The 17,628-nt window shown below is 31.0% G+C and carries 17 protein-coding genes; 12 read left to right on the top strand and 5 right to left on the bottom strand.

Annotated elements, in window-relative coordinates:
* Positions 1–6: 6 nt before the first annotated feature.
* The 6 genes from OIU80_RS08455 (at position 7) to OIU80_RS08430 (ending at position 6,971) form a co-directional block, all read left to right on the top strand.
* On the top strand, positions 7–525 hold the full coding sequence (locus tag OIU80_RS08455) for an alpha-crystallin domain-containing protein (protein WP_264286596.1): 519 nt from the start codon (positions 7–9) through the stop codon (positions 523–525).
* A 3-nt stretch (positions 526–528) separates the two neighbouring features.
* Positions 529–2,016: a GH3 auxin-responsive promoter family protein gene (locus tag OIU80_RS08450; RefSeq protein ID WP_264286595.1), complete on the top strand. Its 1,488-nt coding sequence runs from the start codon at positions 529–531 to the stop codon at positions 2,014–2,016.
* Between the two features lie 30 nt (positions 2,017–2,046).
* Positions 2,047–3,726, top strand: coding sequence for a DUF6909 family protein (locus tag OIU80_RS08445; protein ID WP_264286594.1), 1,680 nt, complete (start codon positions 2,047–2,049; stop codon positions 3,724–3,726).
* Positions 3,727–3,870: 144 nt separating this feature from the next.
* Positions 3,871–4,854, top strand: a complete 984-nt coding sequence (locus tag OIU80_RS08440; protein ID WP_264286593.1) for a UDP-glucuronic acid decarboxylase family protein — start codon at positions 3,871–3,873, stop codon at positions 4,852–4,854.
* A gap of 51 nt (positions 4,855–4,905) precedes the next feature.
* Entirely contained in the window at positions 4,906–6,207 is a 1,302-nt protein-coding gene (locus OIU80_RS08435) for an exopolysaccharide biosynthesis polyprenyl glycosylphosphotransferase (RefSeq protein ID WP_319004964.1), read from the top strand.
* Positions 6,207–6,971, top strand: a complete 765-nt coding sequence (locus OIU80_RS08430; protein WP_264286591.1) for a glycosyltransferase family 2 protein — start codon at positions 6,207–6,209, stop codon at positions 6,969–6,971. Before OIU80_RS08435 ends, OIU80_RS08430 begins: the two co-directional genes overlap by 1 nt.
* A gap of 40 nt (positions 6,972–7,011) precedes the next feature.
* On the opposite strand, the gene OIU80_RS08425 is transcribed toward OIU80_RS08430, so the two are convergent.
* Both OIU80_RS08425 and OIU80_RS08420 read right to left on the bottom strand, forming a co-directional pair.
* The gene (locus OIU80_RS08425; protein ID WP_264286590.1) at positions 7,012–7,542 is read right to left on the bottom strand and encodes an ORF6N domain-containing protein; all 531 of its coding nucleotides are present in this window, start codon (positions 7,540–7,542) and stop codon (positions 7,012–7,014) included.
* 41 nt (positions 7,543–7,583) lie between these two features.
* On the bottom strand, positions 7,584–8,894 hold the full coding sequence (locus tag OIU80_RS08420; protein ID WP_264286589.1) for a phenylacetate--CoA ligase family protein: 1,311 nt from the start codon (positions 8,892–8,894) through the stop codon (positions 7,584–7,586).
* 133 nt (positions 8,895–9,027) lie between these two features.
* On the opposite strand from OIU80_RS08420, the gene purD reads away from it, so the two are divergent.
* The gene (gene purD / locus OIU80_RS08415; RefSeq protein ID WP_264286588.1) at positions 9,028–10,302 is read left to right on the top strand and encodes a phosphoribosylamine--glycine ligase; all 1,275 of its coding nucleotides are present in this window, start codon (positions 9,028–9,030) and stop codon (positions 10,300–10,302) included.
* On the opposite strand, the gene OIU80_RS08410 is transcribed toward purD, so the two are convergent.
* Positions 10,294–10,524 (bottom strand): DUF6341 family protein, encoded by a 231-nt coding sequence (locus OIU80_RS08410; RefSeq protein ID WP_264286587.1) that lies wholly within the window; start codon positions 10,522–10,524, stop codon positions 10,294–10,296. The genes purD and OIU80_RS08410 overlap by 9 nt on opposite strands.
* Positions 10,525–10,667: 143 nt before the next feature.
* Between OIU80_RS08410 and OIU80_RS08405 the strand changes: the two genes are divergently transcribed.
* Positions 10,668–11,597, top strand: a complete 930-nt coding sequence (locus OIU80_RS08405; RefSeq protein ID WP_264286586.1) for a DUF6427 family protein — start codon at positions 10,668–10,670, stop codon at positions 11,595–11,597.
* Here OIU80_RS08405 and upp read toward each other — a convergent pair.
* Positions 11,592–12,245 carry a uracil phosphoribosyltransferase gene (upp, locus tag OIU80_RS08400; RefSeq protein ID WP_129540368.1) on the bottom strand — a complete coding sequence of 218 codons (654 nt, stop codon included), beginning with the start codon at positions 12,243–12,245 and terminating at the stop codon, positions 11,592–11,594. The two genes, OIU80_RS08405 and upp, sit on opposite strands and share 6 nt — an antisense overlap.
* A 112-nt stretch (positions 12,246–12,357) precedes the next feature.
* Here upp and OIU80_RS08395 point away from each other — a divergent pair, with 112 nt between their 5' ends.
* Together OIU80_RS08395 and OIU80_RS08390 are read left to right on the top strand one after the other, a co-directional pair.
* Positions 12,358–12,963, top strand: a complete 606-nt coding sequence (locus OIU80_RS08395; RefSeq protein WP_264286585.1) for a DUF4254 domain-containing protein — start codon at positions 12,358–12,360, stop codon at positions 12,961–12,963.
* Positions 12,964–13,002: 39 nt separating this feature from the next.
* The gene (locus OIU80_RS08390; RefSeq protein WP_264286584.1) at positions 13,003–14,010 is read left to right on the top strand and encodes a glycosyltransferase family 9 protein; all 1,008 of its coding nucleotides are present in this window, start codon (positions 13,003–13,005) and stop codon (positions 14,008–14,010) included.
* Between the two features lie 155 nt (positions 14,011–14,165).
* On the opposite strand, the gene OIU80_RS08385 is transcribed toward OIU80_RS08390, so the two are convergent.
* Positions 14,166–15,218, bottom strand: a complete 1,053-nt coding sequence (locus OIU80_RS08385; protein WP_264286583.1) for a ferredoxin--NADP reductase — start codon at positions 15,216–15,218, stop codon at positions 14,166–14,168.
* A 124-nt stretch (positions 15,219–15,342) separates the two neighbouring features.
* Between OIU80_RS08385 and OIU80_RS08380 the strand changes: the two genes are divergently transcribed.
* Entirely contained in the window at positions 15,343–16,812 is a 1,470-nt protein-coding gene (locus OIU80_RS08380; protein WP_264286582.1) for a DUF5687 family protein, read from the top strand.
* A 95-nt stretch (positions 16,813–16,907) separates the two neighbouring features.
* The gene (locus OIU80_RS08375) at positions 16,908–17,603 is read left to right on the top strand and encodes an ABC transporter ATP-binding protein (protein WP_264286581.1); all 696 of its coding nucleotides are present in this window, start codon (positions 16,908–16,910) and stop codon (positions 17,601–17,603) included.
* Positions 17,604–17,628: the final 25 nt, after the last annotated feature.

The raw sequence follows: 17,628 nt of genomic DNA, 5'->3' as shown, positions 1-17,628 counted from the left end.
ACCACAATGACCGAGAAAAGACTAAAAAGAATTAAATTCAGAAATAGATTATTTGTCAAAAACCGATTGGTTATTTTGAATGAGGATACATTTGAAGAGATCTTTTCTTTCAAGTTAAATCTTATGAATGTTTTTGTAGTTGCGACACTAGGGGCTATTTTTTTAATATTAATTACCACATTTATAATCGCTTTTACACCATTGCGTGAATTTATACCTGGATATTCATCAACGGAATTAAAAAGAAATGCAACCGAATTGGCTCTAAAATCGGATTCATTAACAGTGGCGTTAAAGAAAAATGAAACTTATATCAAAGCGATTCAAAAAGTGCTAACAGGCCAATTAGAATATGCTAAATTTAATAAGGATTCTATCTTATCAAGTGTTGATGTAAAAGAGGAAGATGTGAATTTAGCCCCATCCAAAGAAGAATTAAAATTGCGTGAGGAAGTGGCAAATGAAGAAAAAAAAGAAAACACTAGTTCTGTAAAAAAGAATAAAAGTGATAAAAAACAAAAATAAAGAATGTCTATAAAATCAGTCGCTGCAAAATTATTTGCCAGCAAAATTTATAATAACACGCAGACTTGGGCTAAAAAACCTGTTGAAACTCAACAGAAAGTTTTTAAGAGTTTAATAAAAGGGGCAAAAGATACTGAGTTTGGAAAAGACCACCATTTTGATAAAATAAAGACGTTTGAAGATTTTAAAAAGCAAGTACCTGTAAGAGATTATGAAGATTTAAAATCGTATATAGATAAAGTACAATTGGGTCAGAATGACATTCTTTGGAAAGGGAAACCACTTTATTTTGCTAAAACATCTGGAACAACTTCGGGAGCGAAATATATTCCGCTGACCAAAGAATCAATGCCTTATCATATTGAAGCTTCCCGAAATGCAATTTTACATTATATACATGAAACTGGAAAAACAGATTTTGTAGATGGAAAAATGATTTTTTTACAAGGAAGTCCAGAATTGATTGAAAAAAATGGAATTAAACTAGGACGTTTATCTGGAATTGCAGCTCATTTTGTACCAAAATATCTTCAAAAGAACCGCATGCCATCTTGGAAAGCCAATTGTATTGAGGATTGGGAAACTAAGATTAATGCAATTGTCGATGAAACAATAGATCAGGATATGACTATTATTTCTGGGATTCCATCTTGGGTACAAATGTACTTTGAACGTTTAGAAGAAAGAAGTGGAAAGAAAGTAGGGGATTTGTTCAAAAACTTTAATCTCTTTATTTACGGCGGAGTTAATTACGAACCTTATCGTGCAAAGTTCGAAAACCTGATAGGAAGAAAAGTAGATAGCATCGAGTTGTTTCCAGCTTCTGAAGGATTCTTTGCTTATCAAGATTCTCAAAAATCTAAAGGAATGCTTTTGTTATTGAACTCAGGAATTTTTTATGAGTTTATAAAAGCAGAGGAGTTTTTTAGTGACAATCCAAAGCGATTAACGATAGGAGAAGTAGAGTTAGGTGTAAATTATGTCTTGATAATATCTACAAATGCTGGGCTTTGGGGGTATAATATTGGAGATACTGTTCAGTTTACTTCTTTATATCCGCATCGTATTATTGTTTCGGGAAGGATAAAACATTATATTTCAGCATTTGGAGAGCATGTTATTGGCAATGAGGTTGAAAATGCAATGAAAGCAGCAATGGAAAACACCAATGTTCGAATTAATGAGTTTACTGTTGCACCACAAATTAATCCGATAGAAGGATTACCCTATCATGAATGGCTTGTAGAATTTGAAAATGAACCAGAAAATATGGCCACTTTTGCAGAAGCAATAGATGATGCCATGCGAAAACAGAATATTTATTACGACGATTTAATAACTGGAAATATTTTGCAGAAAGTGGTAATAACTAAAGTTACTAAAAATGGTTTTCAGGAATATATGAAATCACAAGGAAAATTAGGAGGACAAAATAAAATACCGCGACTGTCTAATAATAGAGATATAGCAGACGCATTAAATAAAGAATAAAGCTTAAAAAGTTTAAAAAATATAATTAGAATGAAAGAATCAAAAAACATTTCGAGATCAAGAGCACAAGAATCATCAGCTGCTATTGAAAAAATGTACATTACAATGCGCCACTTGTTTAACAGAGGTTTTTATAAACCAATGGGAATTTCGGGCGATACATTACGTGAAGCATTATTAGCTTTGCGACCAGAGATTTACGGAAATATTGCCGAAGAAAAAGTAGAGCTTAATGGGCTTTTATATGTTATAGAAAGACTTCCGATAGGAATTGAAGAATGTCGTTATATTAATCTAACTTCAGACGAAGGATATTCTAAATCACATTTTCAAGCAATTGTTCCTCCAAAGAGAAGAAGAAATTGTTACAGAATCGATGAGGAGCAAATGAACGTAGAAATTACGCGAGGACGCTCAGATATTTATGATATTTTGACACACTTGACTTTTATTTTTATTGAATCTCATAAAATTAGAAATAGAGTTCTATTAGATGATGGAGGTGAAGTTTCACGTGACTGGCTTAAGCTGGAACATGCAGTAATGCAAACAAAAAAGTTACCGCTTATAGAGAAAGAAAAGGCAATATCGCATGTTGCAAATATTTTAGGAAGAACATTTGAAGATGTTCTTAATATTTATGATGCTTTTGGTTCTGAAGCGGAACCAGATCGATTTTTGCATATTATTTATTGGTTAGGTAAACTAGCGATTGAAGAAGTTGTTGAAAATAATAAACGAACAATTACATTTAGTCCTATTTTGAGAGAGCGTTTAGGGCATCATATTCACGGAGAAATCTGGGCAACGAACATCAAGGAGGTTTTAAAAGCAAATTCGCTTTTAGACCGTCCTATACATGTTATTAGCGCTAATATGCACAGTGTGATGAATTCTATCTTTGCAACACCGGTTTTAAAAACTAAGTTCAAAGATAAATCTGATTTCTTTATTTATGAAGAATTAAGTAAATCAGGAGCAAATGCAATACGTAAAGATGTTGAAGCAATAGCTTTGAAAAATGGAATGATTTCGTTACCAGATTCTTCAGGAACTAATATCGATGTACAAATTTTTGATACAGCTAAGATTGACTGGTCTAAAACCGCATTTCCTAAAGCTGATTTAGAAGATAAGAAACCAGTAATCATTGTTATGGATTATGCGTTTGGTGAGCAAGCTTACGAAACAATCGATGAATTATTAAAACCATACAAAAAAGATACACTTCTTAACGTAAAATCGGTTTCGATTATGGGTAAAGCAGGGATTCTAGAAGGTGGTAAAGGAGATATAATGATTCCGACAGCACATATAAATGAAGGAACAGCAGATAATTACTTTTTCGAAAATGAATTAACAGGGGCAATGTTTCAAGGAAATGATATTGCAGTTTTTGAAGGGGCAATGGTTACCGTATTAGGAACATCATTACAGAACCGCGATCTATTAAAATTCTTCCATGAATCTACTTGGAGTGTTATTGGTCTTGAAATGGAAGGATCGTATTACCAAAAAGCGATTCAGTCAGCTTCAAAAATCAGAAAAAGTGTTCCACATGATATAAAGGTGAGATATGCTTATTATGCATCAGATAATCCATTAGAAACAGGAAGCACATTGGCTTCTGGAGGATTAGGAACAACAGGAGTTAAGCCAACTTATTTGATTACGATTAAAATCTTAGAGCAGATTTTTAACGTAAAATAATAACATTAGCATACAAAGGCACTTTTGTGCCCTTGATAAAATAAAAATAGATTTGCGATTAATGTTATCGCAAAGATTAGATTACAATATTTTAAAGAATGTAATTGAATTTATAAATTACATTTGGCACATACAAAAAATACAATGAAAAGAATTCTTATTACAGGAGCAGCAGGATTTTTAGGTTCACATCTTTGCGACCGTTTTATAAAAGAAGGTTATTATGTTATCGGAATGGATAATTTAATTACTGGTGATTTAAAAAACATCGAGCATTTATTTAAACTTGAAAGTTTCGAATTTTATCATCATGATATTACAAAATTTGTACATGTTCCTGGAGATTTAGATTATATACTACATTTTGCTTCACCAGCAAGTCCAATAGATTATTTAAAAATTCCTATTCAAACCTTAAAAGTAGGTTCATTAGGAACACATAATTTATTAGGTTTAGCACGTGTAAAAAAAGCAAGAATTTTGATTGCTTCAACATCTGAAGTTTATGGGGATCCTTTGGTACACCCACAAACAGAGGAATATTACGGAAATGTAAATACAATAGGGCCGCGTGGAGTTTATGATGAAGCAAAACGTTTTCAAGAATCTATCACAATGGCTTATCATACTTTTCACGGTGTAGAAACCAGAATAGTGCGTATTTTTAATACTTACGGACCTAGAATGCGACTTAATGATGGCCGAGTAATTCCAGCTTTTATTGGTCAGGCACTTCGAGGAGAAGATTTAACCATTTTTGGAGATGGTATGCAAACCCGCTCATTTTGTTATGTAGATGATCAGGTAGAAGGTATTTTCCGATTGTTACATTCTGATTACGTATATCCAGTAAATATTGGAAATCCAGATGAAATTACTATAAAAGATTTTGCAGAAGAAATTATAAAACTTACAGGAACAAATCAAAAAGTAGTTTACCATCCATTACCGATTAATGATCCATTACAACGACAGCCAGATACTACAAAGGCAAAGCAATTGCTTGGTTGGGAAGCTAAAGTTAATCGTGCAGAGGGAATGAAAATTACATATGATTATTTTAAGTCCCTTTCTAAAGAAGAGCTATCGAAAGAAGAACATAAAGATTTTTCAAATTATATAAGGTAGATGCGAACAAAAACAGGAAGATATTCAGGTTATATTAGGCCTTTCTCATATTTGATAGATTTAATTATCATCAATTTATTTGCGGTTTATATAATTGATTTTCCTGTTCACCAAATCATATTTCCTTTAGCTTTGAGCTTTGCTTGGGTTTCTATTGCTGTACACTTAGGTTTTTATGAGGTATATCGATATACTAAAGTAATTGCAATTTTAAATTGTGCACTTAAGCAATATGTTTTGTTTAGTTTAGTAGTTTTTGCATTAGCTTTTTTTTATTCAAAAAGAATAAGTTTACCTTCAGTAGTTGTATTTATTAGCAGCTCCTTTTTGGTGATATTAACCATTAAATTTTCTATTTATTTTTTCCTAAAAAAATTCAGGGTGCTATATGGAGGTAACTCCAGACGAGTAGTATTAATGGGGAATAGTAAGAGTGTTGCTCCATTGCAAAATTTTTTTACGGATAATTTAGATTATGGTTATAAGCTGATGCATATATTTGATATTGGGAGTGATAAAAAATGTCAAATTAATCAAATGCTAGATTTTGTTTTATTAAATAGAATAGATGAAATGTATTGTTCTATGATTGATTTATCACAACAACAAATGAGGGATCTTATTTATTTTGCAGATAATAATTTGAAGACATTAAAATTTATTCCTGACGATAAGCAAATATTTTTCAGAAATTTTATGTTTGAATATTATGATTATATACCTGTTCTTAAGTTAAGAAATATTCGGCTAGATGATAATTTTAATAAAGCTGTTAAGCGTATTTTTGATGTTGTTTTTTCTACTATAATTATAGTTGGAATACTTTCGTGGTTAATACCAATTATAGGAATTTTAATAAAATCAGAAACAAAAGGGCCAATTTTTTTCAAGCAAAAGAGGAATGGATTGAATAATAAAGAGTTTTATTGCTATAAGTTTCGATCGATGAAATTAAATGATGAAGCACATATAAATCTGGCTTCTAAAAATGATGAAAGAATAACAAAAATTGGTGCATTTATTCGTAAGACGAGTATTGATGAATTGCCACAATTTTTCAATGTTTTAATGGGTAATATGTCAGTAGTAGGACCAAGACCCCATATGTTAAGCGTAACAGAGGTTTATGCGCTTAAAATCAATAAATTTATGGTAAGGCATTTTGTTAAGCCAGGTATTACAGGATTAGCTCAAACGAGTGGGTTTCGTGGCGAAGTAGAATCGGATAAAGATATTATTAACCGAGTTAAATATGATATTTTTTATATGGAAAACTGGTCTATTTTGTTAGATATAAAAATAATTTTTGATACAATTTGCAATACGCTAAAAGGCGATGATAAAGCATATTAATGGATTTAGTTTCTATTTTAATTCCGACGTATAATTGTGAAAAATTCATTGATAAAACCATACAGTCTGTACAAAACCAGAGTTATCCTAACTGGGAAATTATTTTGGTTGACGATGCCTCGACAGATAATACAGTAGCAATAATAAAAGAATTTGCTCAAGCTGATAATCGAATCAAGATCATAGAATTAGAAAACAACTCAGGGAATGGTTTTGCTAGAAATATAGCTTTGAATAAAGCAAATGGAAGGTATATAGCATTTCTAGATGCTGATGATTTATGGTTTCCCCTAAAATTAGAAAAACAAATAAAGTTCTTAAAAGATAAGAATTTGCCTTTTACGTTTAGTTTTTATGAGTGGATTGATGAAGAGGGTAATGTTCTAAACAAAAAGATAGAAGCTCCATTAAACTTAACTTATCAACAATTGTTTTTTTGCAATTATGTAGGGAACTTAACTGCAATTTACGATGTTGAATTTTTCGGAAAAATTACAATCGAAGCTACTCAAAAAAGGCAAGATTGGCGCTTGTGGCTCACAATTTTAAAGCAAATTAAAGAAGCAGAACCAGTTCCAGAATTTTTGGCTTATTATAGGATAAGAAAAGATTCAATTTCATCTTCAAAGTTTAAATTAATCAAACATAATTTTGGCGTTTACAGGCGATTTCATGGATTTAATTTTATGGTTTCCTGTATTCTTATGACCCGATTTCTGTTCACTCAATTGGTTATAAAACCAAAATATATAAAGAGAGTTTAGTATTTCTCTAAGGTCACAATTTGTGACCTTAGAGAATTTATTATTTTTTATATCCAATTTTCACTCTTTCGCTTTCGTCTTCTTTTTTCTCAGTGAGTTCATCTAAATAAGAAAAGACCAATTCAATATTTTTATCATGATTCTCTAATTTCTTTTGAATCTGCAGAATATCTATTTTCATTTCGGTTGTGTCCAGAAGCATTTGTCTTACTTTCGTGAAAATACGCATGATTTGGATATTAGTTTGAATTGCTTTATCACTTTTTAGGACACTTGATAGCATCAAAACACCATGTTCTGTGAAAGCAAAAGGTAAATATTTTAAGTTAAATCCTCTGCCATTCTTCAAGGTCGCAATTTGCGACCTTGAAGAATTATACTCAACTTCAGTTAGTTGAAACATAAAATCTTCGGGAAATCTAGAGATATTTCTTTTTACTTGTTCGTTTAATCGTTTTGTTTCTATTCCATAAAGTAAATCCAGATCGCTATCCAGCATTACTTTTTGATTTCGGATAAAGTAAATTTTGTTAGAAACAGTTTCTTCAGAAAGCAGAGATTGATCGTCCATGAGTTTTAATTAAAAAAAACAAACGTAAGATTTTATCTATATTACAAACAAGATTTAAATTGTTTTAGCTTTCCGCGATTAGTTCTTTCTAAAACTGTTTTTCGGGTAAAAGTGAAGTTTAAATCAGGTTCAAGATAGAGAGCAATTGCAGTTTTAATTTTCTCAATTTGATTTTTATGGAGTTCATTATCACTAACATATTCTATTTCAAAAGAATCTATTTGAGTTTGTTTAATAATAAACTCTTTTACATTTCCGTCGTCTTCGATTATACTTTTGGTCACATAATAAAACGTTAATCCAGGTGATTTTTTACCGCTTGGTAAAACCGCAACATCATTGGTTCTGCCAATAAGTTTTTTAAGAATTGGCTTTTGCGAAGTGCTTTTTTTATCCAAAATTCCGATATCACCTATATCATAACGAATAAACGGATGCGCTTTGTTGAATAAAGAAGTGATTATAATTCTACCTTCAATTCCATTTGGAACAGGTTGATTATTTTCGTCCAGAATTTCGACAAAAAGAGTTTCTGCATTTATTTGCCATTCTTCATTAGGATTTTCAAAAGCAATTAAATCAAGTTCAGATGCTCCGTATTCATTAATAATCAGAATCCCAAATTGTTTTTTTAAAAGGTTTTTATCCGATTCAAAAAGCATTTCAGAAGTAACAAAACAAGCTTTTAAACTAGGACAGATATCTTTTAAGATGATATTCTTCTTTTCTAAAAACTTAGCAAACAAAACAATCGAACTTGTGTAGCCGTTGAGGTAATCGAATTTTTTGATTCGGAATTTTTGTAAAAACCGTTCTAAAACAATATCAGATAAATTAAAAATAGGAAACCGATAACGGTTGCTTAAAAAATCTTTAAAACGTTCTTTTTTGTTTCCAATAAAATCCATCGGAATACCATAAAAACGGGCTTGATACGAAGTATTAAAATTGATTCCGTGCCAACCAAAACGCATACTATTAGAAGCCCAGGTTAAAGCATGACAATATTTATCTTTTGCAAAAACAAAAGGAGTTCCGCTTGATCCAGAGGTTTTGTTGAGGTAAACGTTTTTTATAGAATAACCTTTAGATAGTCTTTCTGAAAGAGGTTTTTGCAAATTCTGTTTGTTCAAAATTGGTAAATCATTCCAGCTTTTGGTATTTATAGAACCAACCAATGCAGCATAAAAAGGATTGTTTTGCAAATGATAAGCAACGATTTCTTCTTTTTTATGCTGAATAAATAGAGCATGCTCTTTTTCAGAAAGCCCCATAATGGTATCCAATTCAGCTTTAGCTTCCTTAATTGGAAATCCATTTATAAGAAGAGAAAGATCAAAAAGTCGAAGCATTTGGAGGATAAATTTTATCAAAAATAATACTTACCAACAACTAAAAATCAAGAACCAACAACTTTTTAAAAATTAATTCTGTTTTAAGGTTAAAAGCAATTATTTTTGCACCACAACTAAATACAACTATACAATGACAATTTTACTATTGGGTTCAGGAGGAAGAGAGCATGCGTTTGCATGGAAAATGATTCAAAGTCCGCTATGCGATAAACTTTTTGTGGCACCAGGAAATGCTGGAACAGCTGGTATTGCTCACAATGTAAACATTAGTCCAACCGATTTTGAAGCAATAAAAACCTTAGTACTTGGGGAAAACATAGGTATGGTTGTCGTTGGACCCGAAGATCCATTGGTAAAAGGGATTTACGATTATTTTAAAAACGACGAAAGTTTAAAACATATTCCGGTTATCGGACCATCAAAATTAGGCGCACAACTTGAAGGAAGTAAAGAGTTTGCTAAAGAGTTTTTGATCAAGCACAATATTCCAACAGCAGCTTATGATAGTTTTACTGCAGAAACTGTAGAAAAAGGATGTGAGTTTCTAGAAACATTGCAACCTCCTTATGTTTTAAAAGCTGATGGTTTGGCAGCAGGTAAAGGAGTTTTGATTATTCAAGATTTAGAAGAAGCTAAAACTGAATTAAGAAACATGTTAGTTCATGAAAAATTTGGTACAGCGAGTTCAAAAGTTGTTATCGAAGAGTTTTTAGATGGTATCGAACTAAGCTGTTTTGTATTAACAGATGGTAAAAGTTATAAAATACTGCCTACAGCAAAAGATTACAAACGTATTGGAGAAGGTGATACAGGATTAAATACAGGCGGAATGGGAGCAGTTTCTCCAGTTCCTTATGTTGATGCTGTTTTAATGGAAAAAATCGAAACACGCATTGTTAAACCAACAATCGAAGGTTTCCAAAAAGACGGAATCGAGTACAAAGGTTTTGTTTTTATTGGATTGATAAATGTTAACAATGAACCAATCGTTATAGAATACAATGTAAGAATGGGTGATCCAGAAACTGAAGTTGTAGTTCCAAGATTAAAAACTGATTTAGTAGAATTGTTCTTAGCTGTTGCTAATGAAAAATTGGATACAATTTCTCTAGAGGTAGATCCAAGAAGCGCTACAACAATTATGGTTGTTTCAGGTGGTTACCCAGAGGATTTTGAAAAAGGAAAAGTAATTTCTGGATTAGAGAATATTTCAGATTCTATTGTTTTCCATGCAGGAACAAAGCTAGAGAATGACAATGTTCTAAGTAATGGAGGAAGAGTTTTGGCAGTGACTTCGTATGGAGACAACTTTCAAGAGGCCATAAAAAAATCTTATCAAAACATAGACAAGCTAAATTTTGATAAGATGTATTTTAGAAAAGATATTGGCTTTGACTTACTTTAAAAAAGAGTGAGCCGTAGTATCTTGATTTTCTGTTCCGGCTGCATCAAAAATGCGTAATTGTTTAATCCAATATACCATTGCAGCTGCACAGATAATCATGAAAATCCAATTAATTGTATTAGCACCAAACCATGATACAAGTTCTAATGAACGTAAAAAATCAAGTGGAGCAAATAAAATGTTTACGAATAAGTACTGTATTCCTTCAAAAAAAGCTGTCATAATTTATAAAATTATTTTGTTATTTATTGTTTTGTAACGCATTGAAGTTATAAATCCCGATAATCAGAATCTTTATTTCAAGTTGTTGGTTTCCTTTTTAAACAAGTATTATATTTACAGTCACAAAAGTATAAAATATCCTTATGATAACAAGTGTTTTTAAAAAATCTACACCATTAAATTATTCTTTGGTCGTAATTTTAATGCTGGTTTTCTTTTTCATCTATCAATTTCAAGATATTTCTTGGACAAAATCGCTTATTTCAGTTTCAGAAAAAATAAGCTTATTGATAGTTGTATTAGGATCGATGTTGGTAACAAATTTTGTGGTCAAGAAAAATGGGCTTAGTAAAGACAACGGTTACACGATATTTTTTTATTTATTGTTAACGTTATTTTTTCCATCAGCGTTTAACAATCCTACTATTTTACTTGCCAATTTTTTTGTACTATTAGCGCTTCGTCGTTTGTTATCATTGCAATCCCTTAAAGCTTCAAAAGAAAAAATATTTGATGCATCATTATGGATTCTATTGGCTTCTTTGTTCCAATTTTGGTGTATTTTATTTCTTATATTAGTATTTATATCAATAATTTTTCACGTTGCGGGTGATTATAGAAACTGGATTTTACCATTTATAGCTCTTTTTACTATAGCTACACTTTTTCTACTGGTATCTTTATTGTTTAATATTGATGTAATAACATTTTTCAAAAATCATGCATTGCTTGATTTTAGAATCAATTATTTCACCAATAACTACCAAAACGGAGCTTTGTCAATATATGTCGCAGTTGCTCTATTCTTAGTAGTTTCGTTGTTATTAACATTATCAAATAGACCATTGTTACTACATTCTTCTTATAAGAAAATTATAGCTTATTTCTTTATAGGAGTTGTTATATTTTTAGTATCTCCTAATAAAAGCAATGATTTGTTATTGTTTACAGTTGCACCTTTGGCTATTATGGGATCAAGTCATATTGAGTTTTCGCAAAATAAACTAAACAATGAAATCGTTTTTGGAGTCTTAATTTTGTGTAGTCTTTTTACCTTTTTCTCTCAACTATAATTTATTTCCATAGGCTAAGTCGCCAGCATCACCTAATCCAGGAACGATATAATTTTTCTCATTTAAGTTACTATCTAAGGCAGCAATCCATAAATGACAAGAATCTGGAAGATGTTTTTCTAGATAAGCAACACCTTCTGGAGCAGCAATTACAACAGCAAGATGCATTTCTTTGGGAGCACCATTTTGTATTAATTTTTCATAAACAGCAACAATAGACTGACCAGTTGCCAGCATTGGGTCAATTAATAAAACGGTTTTATTATTGATACTAGATAAGGCTTGATATTCGACTAAAATAACAAATTCATCATCATTATTAGGATGATGTCTGCATGCCGAAACAAAGCCATTTTCAGCTTCATCAAAGTAGTTTAAAAAACCAATATGTAAAGGTAAACCTGCACGTAAAATAGAACATAAAATGAGTTTGTCATCTATTTCAGTAGTGTTTTTAATACCAAGTGGCGTTTCTATTTCTACGTTTTTATAAGATAGATCTTTGCTTATCTCATAAGCCATAATTTCACCAATCCGCTCAATATTTCTTCGAAAACGCATGCTGTCGTTTTGAACTTTTATATTTCGTATCTGGCCTAAAAAGTGGTTCAATACGCTGTTGTTTTCGGATAAATAATGAATCTGCATGATGGTATTTTTTAATTTATTTTTAAATCTGATTTAAGATAAATAGATTTATGATTTGATATTTTTTTATAAAAGTATAAAAAGTATCTTTGTATCTATAAAAATTAAAGACATGTTTTCAAAATTAGCATATTCTGTATTCGAACAAAGCATCAAAGATTATCATAAATTTGATAATGTTGATCAGCCAATAAACAATCCATATCCTAAAGATAAATTTGAACATTTATTATATTTAAAAAACTGGATAGATACTGTACAATGGCATTTTGAAGATATTATTCGTGATCCAAATATTGATCCAGTAGCTGCACTTGCTCTAAAAAGAAGAATTGACGCTTCTAACCAAGAACGTACTGACATGGTAGAATATATCGATAGTTATTTTTTACAAAAATACAGCCATGTAAAAGTAAAAGACGGAGCTAAAATTAATTCAGAAAGTCCTGCATGGGCATTTGATAGATTATCTATCTTAGCTTTAAAAATTTATCATATGAATGAAGAAGCTACTCGTGCAGAAGCTTCACAAGAGCATAGAGATAAATGTCAGGAAAAACTAAATGTACTTTTAGAACAAAGAAGCGATTTGTCTACAGCAATTGATGATTTGTTAACAGATATTGAAAATGGAGATAAATTCATGAAAGTGTACAAACAAATGAAAATGTACAATGATGATGATTTGAATCCAGTTTTATACCAAAATAAAAAATAATTGGCAGAATTGTCCAATAAAATTAAGCATATAGCCGTCATGAGACTTTCCGCAATGGGAGATGTCGCCATGACGGTTCCTGTTTTACGCGCATTTGTAAAACAGCACCCGGAGGTTCAATTAACGGTAATTTCACGCCCATTTTTCAAACCATTTTTTGATGGCATACCTAACTTAACTTTTTTCGTTTTTGATGATAAAAAGCGTCATAAAGGTTTTATTGGATTGGTGCGTTTATATAAAGATTTAAAAGAATTGCATATTGATGCTTTTGCTGATTTGCATAACGTTTTACGTTCTAAAGTTGTCAGAACTTTTTTCGCTTTAAGCGGAAAGAAAACCGCTTTTGTTGATAAAGCAAGAGAGGCTAAAAAGGCATTAATGCGTGCAGAAAATAAGATCTTTAAGCAATTACCAACGATGTTTGAACGACACGTAAAAGTGTTTGAAGAACTAGGTTTTGCGGTGGATTTATCTAATCTTGAATTTCCTAAAAAAGCAGTTTTAAGTGCTGAAATTACAAACTTGATAGGAGAAAATTATCAAAAACTAATAGGGATTGCACCTTTTGCTCAATACGAATCTAAGGTTTATCCTTTGGATTTAATGCAGGATGTAATTGGTAAATTAGCTGAAAATAAAGAATATACAATCTTACTTTTTGGTGGAGGGAAAAAAGAAATTGAAATTTTAGAATCACTTTCTAAGCCATTTAAAAATGTAATAAATGTAGCAGGAAAAATTAAGTTTCAGCAAGAATTAAAACTGATTAGCAATCTTGATGTAATGCTTTCTATGGATTCAGGAAATGCTCATATTGCTGCAATGCTGGGTGTAAAAGTAATTACACTTTGGGGAGCAACACATCCGTATGCAGGATTCTTACCATTTAATCAAAAACTAGAAGAAGCATTGGTATCAAATAGGACTAAATTCCCTTTATTACCAACTTCGGTGTATGGAAACAAAATAGTTCCTGGTTATGAAGATGTAATGCGAACTATTTCGCCTGATAAAGTAGTATCTAGTATTCAGTCACAGTTGTAATAATTCAGTATTCAGTGGCAGTTTTTAGTATTCAGGGAGTCTTATTGTACATAGAAAACTAAACTTATAAAATAAAAAAAGAGTTTGCATTGCAAACTCTTTTTTTATGGATTTATTTTTATATTCAATAAATGTCTGAATACTGTGACAAAAGACTAAACATCGTCGTAATCTACATAAATAGATTCAGATGTTGGATGTGCTTGACAGGTAAGAATTAATCCGTCTGCGATTTCTTTATCTGTTAAAATCGAGTTCTTTTTCATCTCGGCAGTTCCCGAAGTTACACGAGCAAGACAGCTGCTACAAATTCCGCCTTGGCAAGAATAAGGAGCATCAATTCCTTGCTTTAAAGCAGCATCAAGAATGGTTTGTTTTTGAGACATTTCAAAAGAAACTTCCTCGTCATCAACAAGAACAGTAATTTTTGAATGTCCTTCTAATGAAGTATCAATTTTATTTTCTTGTGTAGAAGAAGTAAAAAGTTCAAATTTTATAGCAGATTCTTTTACATTTTTTTCTTTTAAAATTCCTGAAACCGTATTGATCATTTCTTCAGGACCACATAAATAGAATTTATCAAATTGTAATTCTTTATGCTTGTTGTTCAATACATAATTTACAGCCGATTTATCAATTCTTCCAAATAATGCATTTTCTACTTTAGCTTGACTAAAAACATAGTGTACAAATAAACGGCCTACATATTGTAATTGTAAATCGTGTAATTCTTGATGAAAAATAGTGTCTTCGACAGTTTTGTTTCCGTAAACCAATACAAATGAACTTTTTGGTTCGCTTTTTAAAACTGATTTTAGAATAGAAAGCACGGGAGTTATTCCGCTTCCAGCAACAAATGCAGCATAGTTCTTTTGTCTTTCTGGTTCAGGTTCAAATGTAAATTTACCTTCTGGCTTACCCACTTCAAGGACATCTCCTGCTTTTAGTTTTGTCGTTGCGAATTGAGAAAAAACACCATTTTTTACAGCTTTTACAGCAATTCGTAATTCGCCACTTTCTGGAGAAGAACAAATAGAATAAGCACGACGAAGCTCTTGGTTATCTAGTGTTAATCGTAAATTGATATATTGTCCTGCAACAAAAGTATAGTTTGATTTTAGTTCTTCAGGAACATTAAAAAGTATTGAGACTGCAGCAGCAGTTTCGCGTTTTACTTCTTTTATTATTAGTTTTAGGAATGAAGGCATGATATTATTTTTTTGCAAAAGTAGCAAACAGCTATTAAATGATTGGTATTAAAGAGTAATATTTTATTTTGTTTGTAACGTTTTCTTACATTTACATACTTACCAAGCAAACTAAACCAAAAAAATGATTAAAAAATTTATTTATCTCGAATGGAAAGCCTTTTCTAGGTCGGCATCTTTTGGTGCTAATGTAGCATTGAAAATTATAATAGGTTTTCTGGCAGTTTATTTCTCACTTATTTTCGTAGCAGCTGGAGCAGGAGCTTTTTATGTTCTTAAAAAGATGAACCTGGATCCTTTATTAACTATAAATAAGTTCTTAGTTTATTATTTTTTATTCGATTTGGCGATGAGACTTTTAATGCAAGCCATTCCAGTACTTAATATTAGACCTTTATTAACATTAAGAATTCAAAAGAAAACGATCGTTCATTTTTCACTTGGAAAAACAGCTTTATCATTTTTTAATATTATTCATGCCTTCTTTTTTCTCCCTTTTACAATAGTATTATTACTAGAAGGATACGATATCTTGGGCGTAATTTTTTGGCATTTGGCTATAATAGGATTAATTTACATCAATAATTACCTGAATATTTTATTAAGTAATATCGATAAATTGTTTGTCATTTTTCTTGGAATAATAGCCATTTTGGGAGGATTACAATATTATGATCTTTTTGATATTACAAATTATACCGTTTTGTTTTTTGATGGATTATATGCAATCAAAGGGCTTTTTCTTATTCCGGTTTTGGTCTTGATAGGGTTATATTATGTAACTTTTAATTATTTTAAAAGCAATTTATATCTTGATGCAGGACTTTCGAATAAGCATGATATCGCTAAAACCGAAAATTTAACATGGCTTAATCAATTTGGAACATTGGGAACGTTTCTTAAAAATGATATTAAACTTATAAAGAGAAATAAAAGATCCAAGATGACTATCATGATGAGTATTCTTTTCTTGTTTTATGGTTTTTTATTTTTTTCTGGAGGTGTCAAATCATATAATAGCCCTGTTATGCACATTTTTGCAGGTATCTTTGTTTCAGGTGGTTTTCTGTTTACTTTCGGACAATTTGTACCAAGCTGGGATAGTTCGTATTATCAACTTATGATGACACAAAATATTCCGTACAAAGGATACATTACATCAAAATGGTGGTTAATCGTTATCGCAACAATTGTTTCAACAATAATAGCTTCATTTTATCTTTATTTTGGGTGGCAAGTGTATCTTACAATTGTGGTTGGAGCAATTTATAATATTGGCGTTAATTCACACTTAGTTCTTTTAGGAGGTGCATTTACCAAAACTCCAATCGACTTAACATCTACTAGTGGTGCTTTTGGAGATAAAAAAGCATTCAATGTAAATGCAATGCTGCTTACGCTACCTAAATTATTATTACCAGTGGGATTGTACTGGATTGGTTTCTCTCTTGGAAATCCTAATATCGGATTAGCATTAGTTGCTTTAGCAGGAGTGATAGGTTTTATATTTAGAGACAAGGTTTTTATTCTAATCGAAAAAAGATATAAAATCGAGAAATATAAAACCATAAGTGCGTATAAACAAAAGAGTTAATTCATCAATTTGAAAATCTGTCAATTAGATAATTAATTTCAATTGACGTAATCTAAAATCAATACCGAAGCTTCGGACTAAAATCAAAAATTACAATGATACAAGTAAATCAACTTTCAAAAACATATAACGGAACAACGGTTTTAAAAATAGAAAATTTAGAAATTCCAAAAGGGCAAAGTTTTGGATTGGTAGGAAATAATGGAGCAGGGAAGACTACTTTTTTTAGTTTATTATTAGATTTGATTCAGCCATCTACAGGAAATATAATTAATAATAATATACAAGTAAATAATGATGAAGGTTGGAAAACTTTTACAGGTTCTTTTTTAGACGAAAGTTTTTTGATTGGTTATTTAACTCCAGAAGAGTATTTTTACTTTGTAGGAGATTTACGCAAACAAAATAAAGCCGATGTTGATGCATTGTTATCAAAACACGAAGAGTTTTTTAATGGTGAAATCCTAAAAAACAAAAAATATCTACGTGATTTATCCAAAGGGAATCAAAAAAAAGTAGGAATTATAGCCACGCTTATTGGGAGCCCCGAAGTAATTGTTTTAGACGAACCATTTGCTAACTTAGACCCTACAACAGTAAGTAGATTAAAAAAAATAATTAAAGAACTAGCTGATAATCCGAATGTTACAGTTTTGGTTTCGAGCCATGATTTACAGCATACAGTTGAAGTTTGTGACAGAATAGTTGCTTTGAATAAAGGAGAAATTGTAAAAGATATCCAAACTTCTAAAGAAACACTTCAAGAACTCGAGGCGTTTTTTGCCGTTTAAATATAAATATCTCAAAAAGAAGCGT

This window comes from Flavobacterium frigoritolerans (assembly GCF_025847275.1).
GTDB lineage: Bacteria > Bacteroidota > Bacteroidia > Flavobacteriales > Flavobacteriaceae > Flavobacterium > Flavobacterium frigoritolerans.
This window is presented reverse-complemented; position numbering and strand designations above follow the sequence as displayed.

Coding starts and splice junctions, on each gene's coding strand:
- OIU80_RS08380 (WP_264286582.1), top strand. CDS start 15,343: ATGATTAAAAAATTTATTTATCTCGAATGGAAAGCCTTTTCTAGGTCG.
- OIU80_RS08455 (WP_264286596.1), top strand. CDS start 7: ATGACCGAGAAAAGACTAAAAAGAATTAAATTCAGAAATAGATTATTT.
- OIU80_RS08430 (WP_264286591.1), top strand. CDS start 6,207: ATGGATTTAGTTTCTATTTTAATTCCGACGTATAATTGTGAAAAATTC.
- purD (WP_264286588.1), top strand. CDS start 9,028: ATGACAATTTTACTATTGGGTTCAGGAGGAAGAGAGCATGCGTTTGCA.
- OIU80_RS08405 (WP_264286586.1), top strand. CDS start 10,668: ATGATAACAAGTGTTTTTAAAAAATCTACACCATTAAATTATTCTTTG.
- OIU80_RS08375 (WP_264286581.1), top strand. CDS start 16,908: ATGATACAAGTAAATCAACTTTCAAAAACATATAACGGAACAACGGTT.
- OIU80_RS08445 (WP_264286594.1), top strand. CDS start 2,047: ATGAAAGAATCAAAAAACATTTCGAGATCAAGAGCACAAGAATCATCA.
- OIU80_RS08420 (WP_264286589.1), bottom strand. CDS start 8,894: ATGCTTCGACTTTTTGATCTTTCTCTTCTTATAAATGGATTTCCAATT.
- upp (WP_129540368.1), bottom strand. CDS start 12,245: ATGCAGATTCATTATTTATCCGAAAACAACAGCGTATTGAACCACTTT.
- OIU80_RS08440 (WP_264286593.1), top strand. CDS start 3,871: ATGAAAAGAATTCTTATTACAGGAGCAGCAGGATTTTTAGGTTCACAT.
- OIU80_RS08390 (WP_264286584.1), top strand. CDS start 13,003: ATGAGACTTTCCGCAATGGGAGATGTCGCCATGACGGTTCCTGTTTTA.
- OIU80_RS08450 (WP_264286595.1), top strand. CDS start 529: ATGTCTATAAAATCAGTCGCTGCAAAATTATTTGCCAGCAAAATTTAT.
- OIU80_RS08425 (WP_264286590.1), bottom strand. CDS start 7,542: ATGGACGATCAATCTCTGCTTTCTGAAGAAACTGTTTCTAACAAAATT.
- OIU80_RS08385 (WP_264286583.1), bottom strand. CDS start 15,218: ATGCCTTCATTCCTAAAACTAATAATAAAAGAAGTAAAACGCGAAACT.
- OIU80_RS08410 (WP_264286587.1), bottom strand. CDS start 10,524: ATGACAGCTTTTTTTGAAGGAATACAGTACTTATTCGTAAACATTTTA.
- OIU80_RS08395 (WP_264286585.1), top strand. CDS start 12,358: ATGTTTTCAAAATTAGCATATTCTGTATTCGAACAAAGCATCAAAGAT.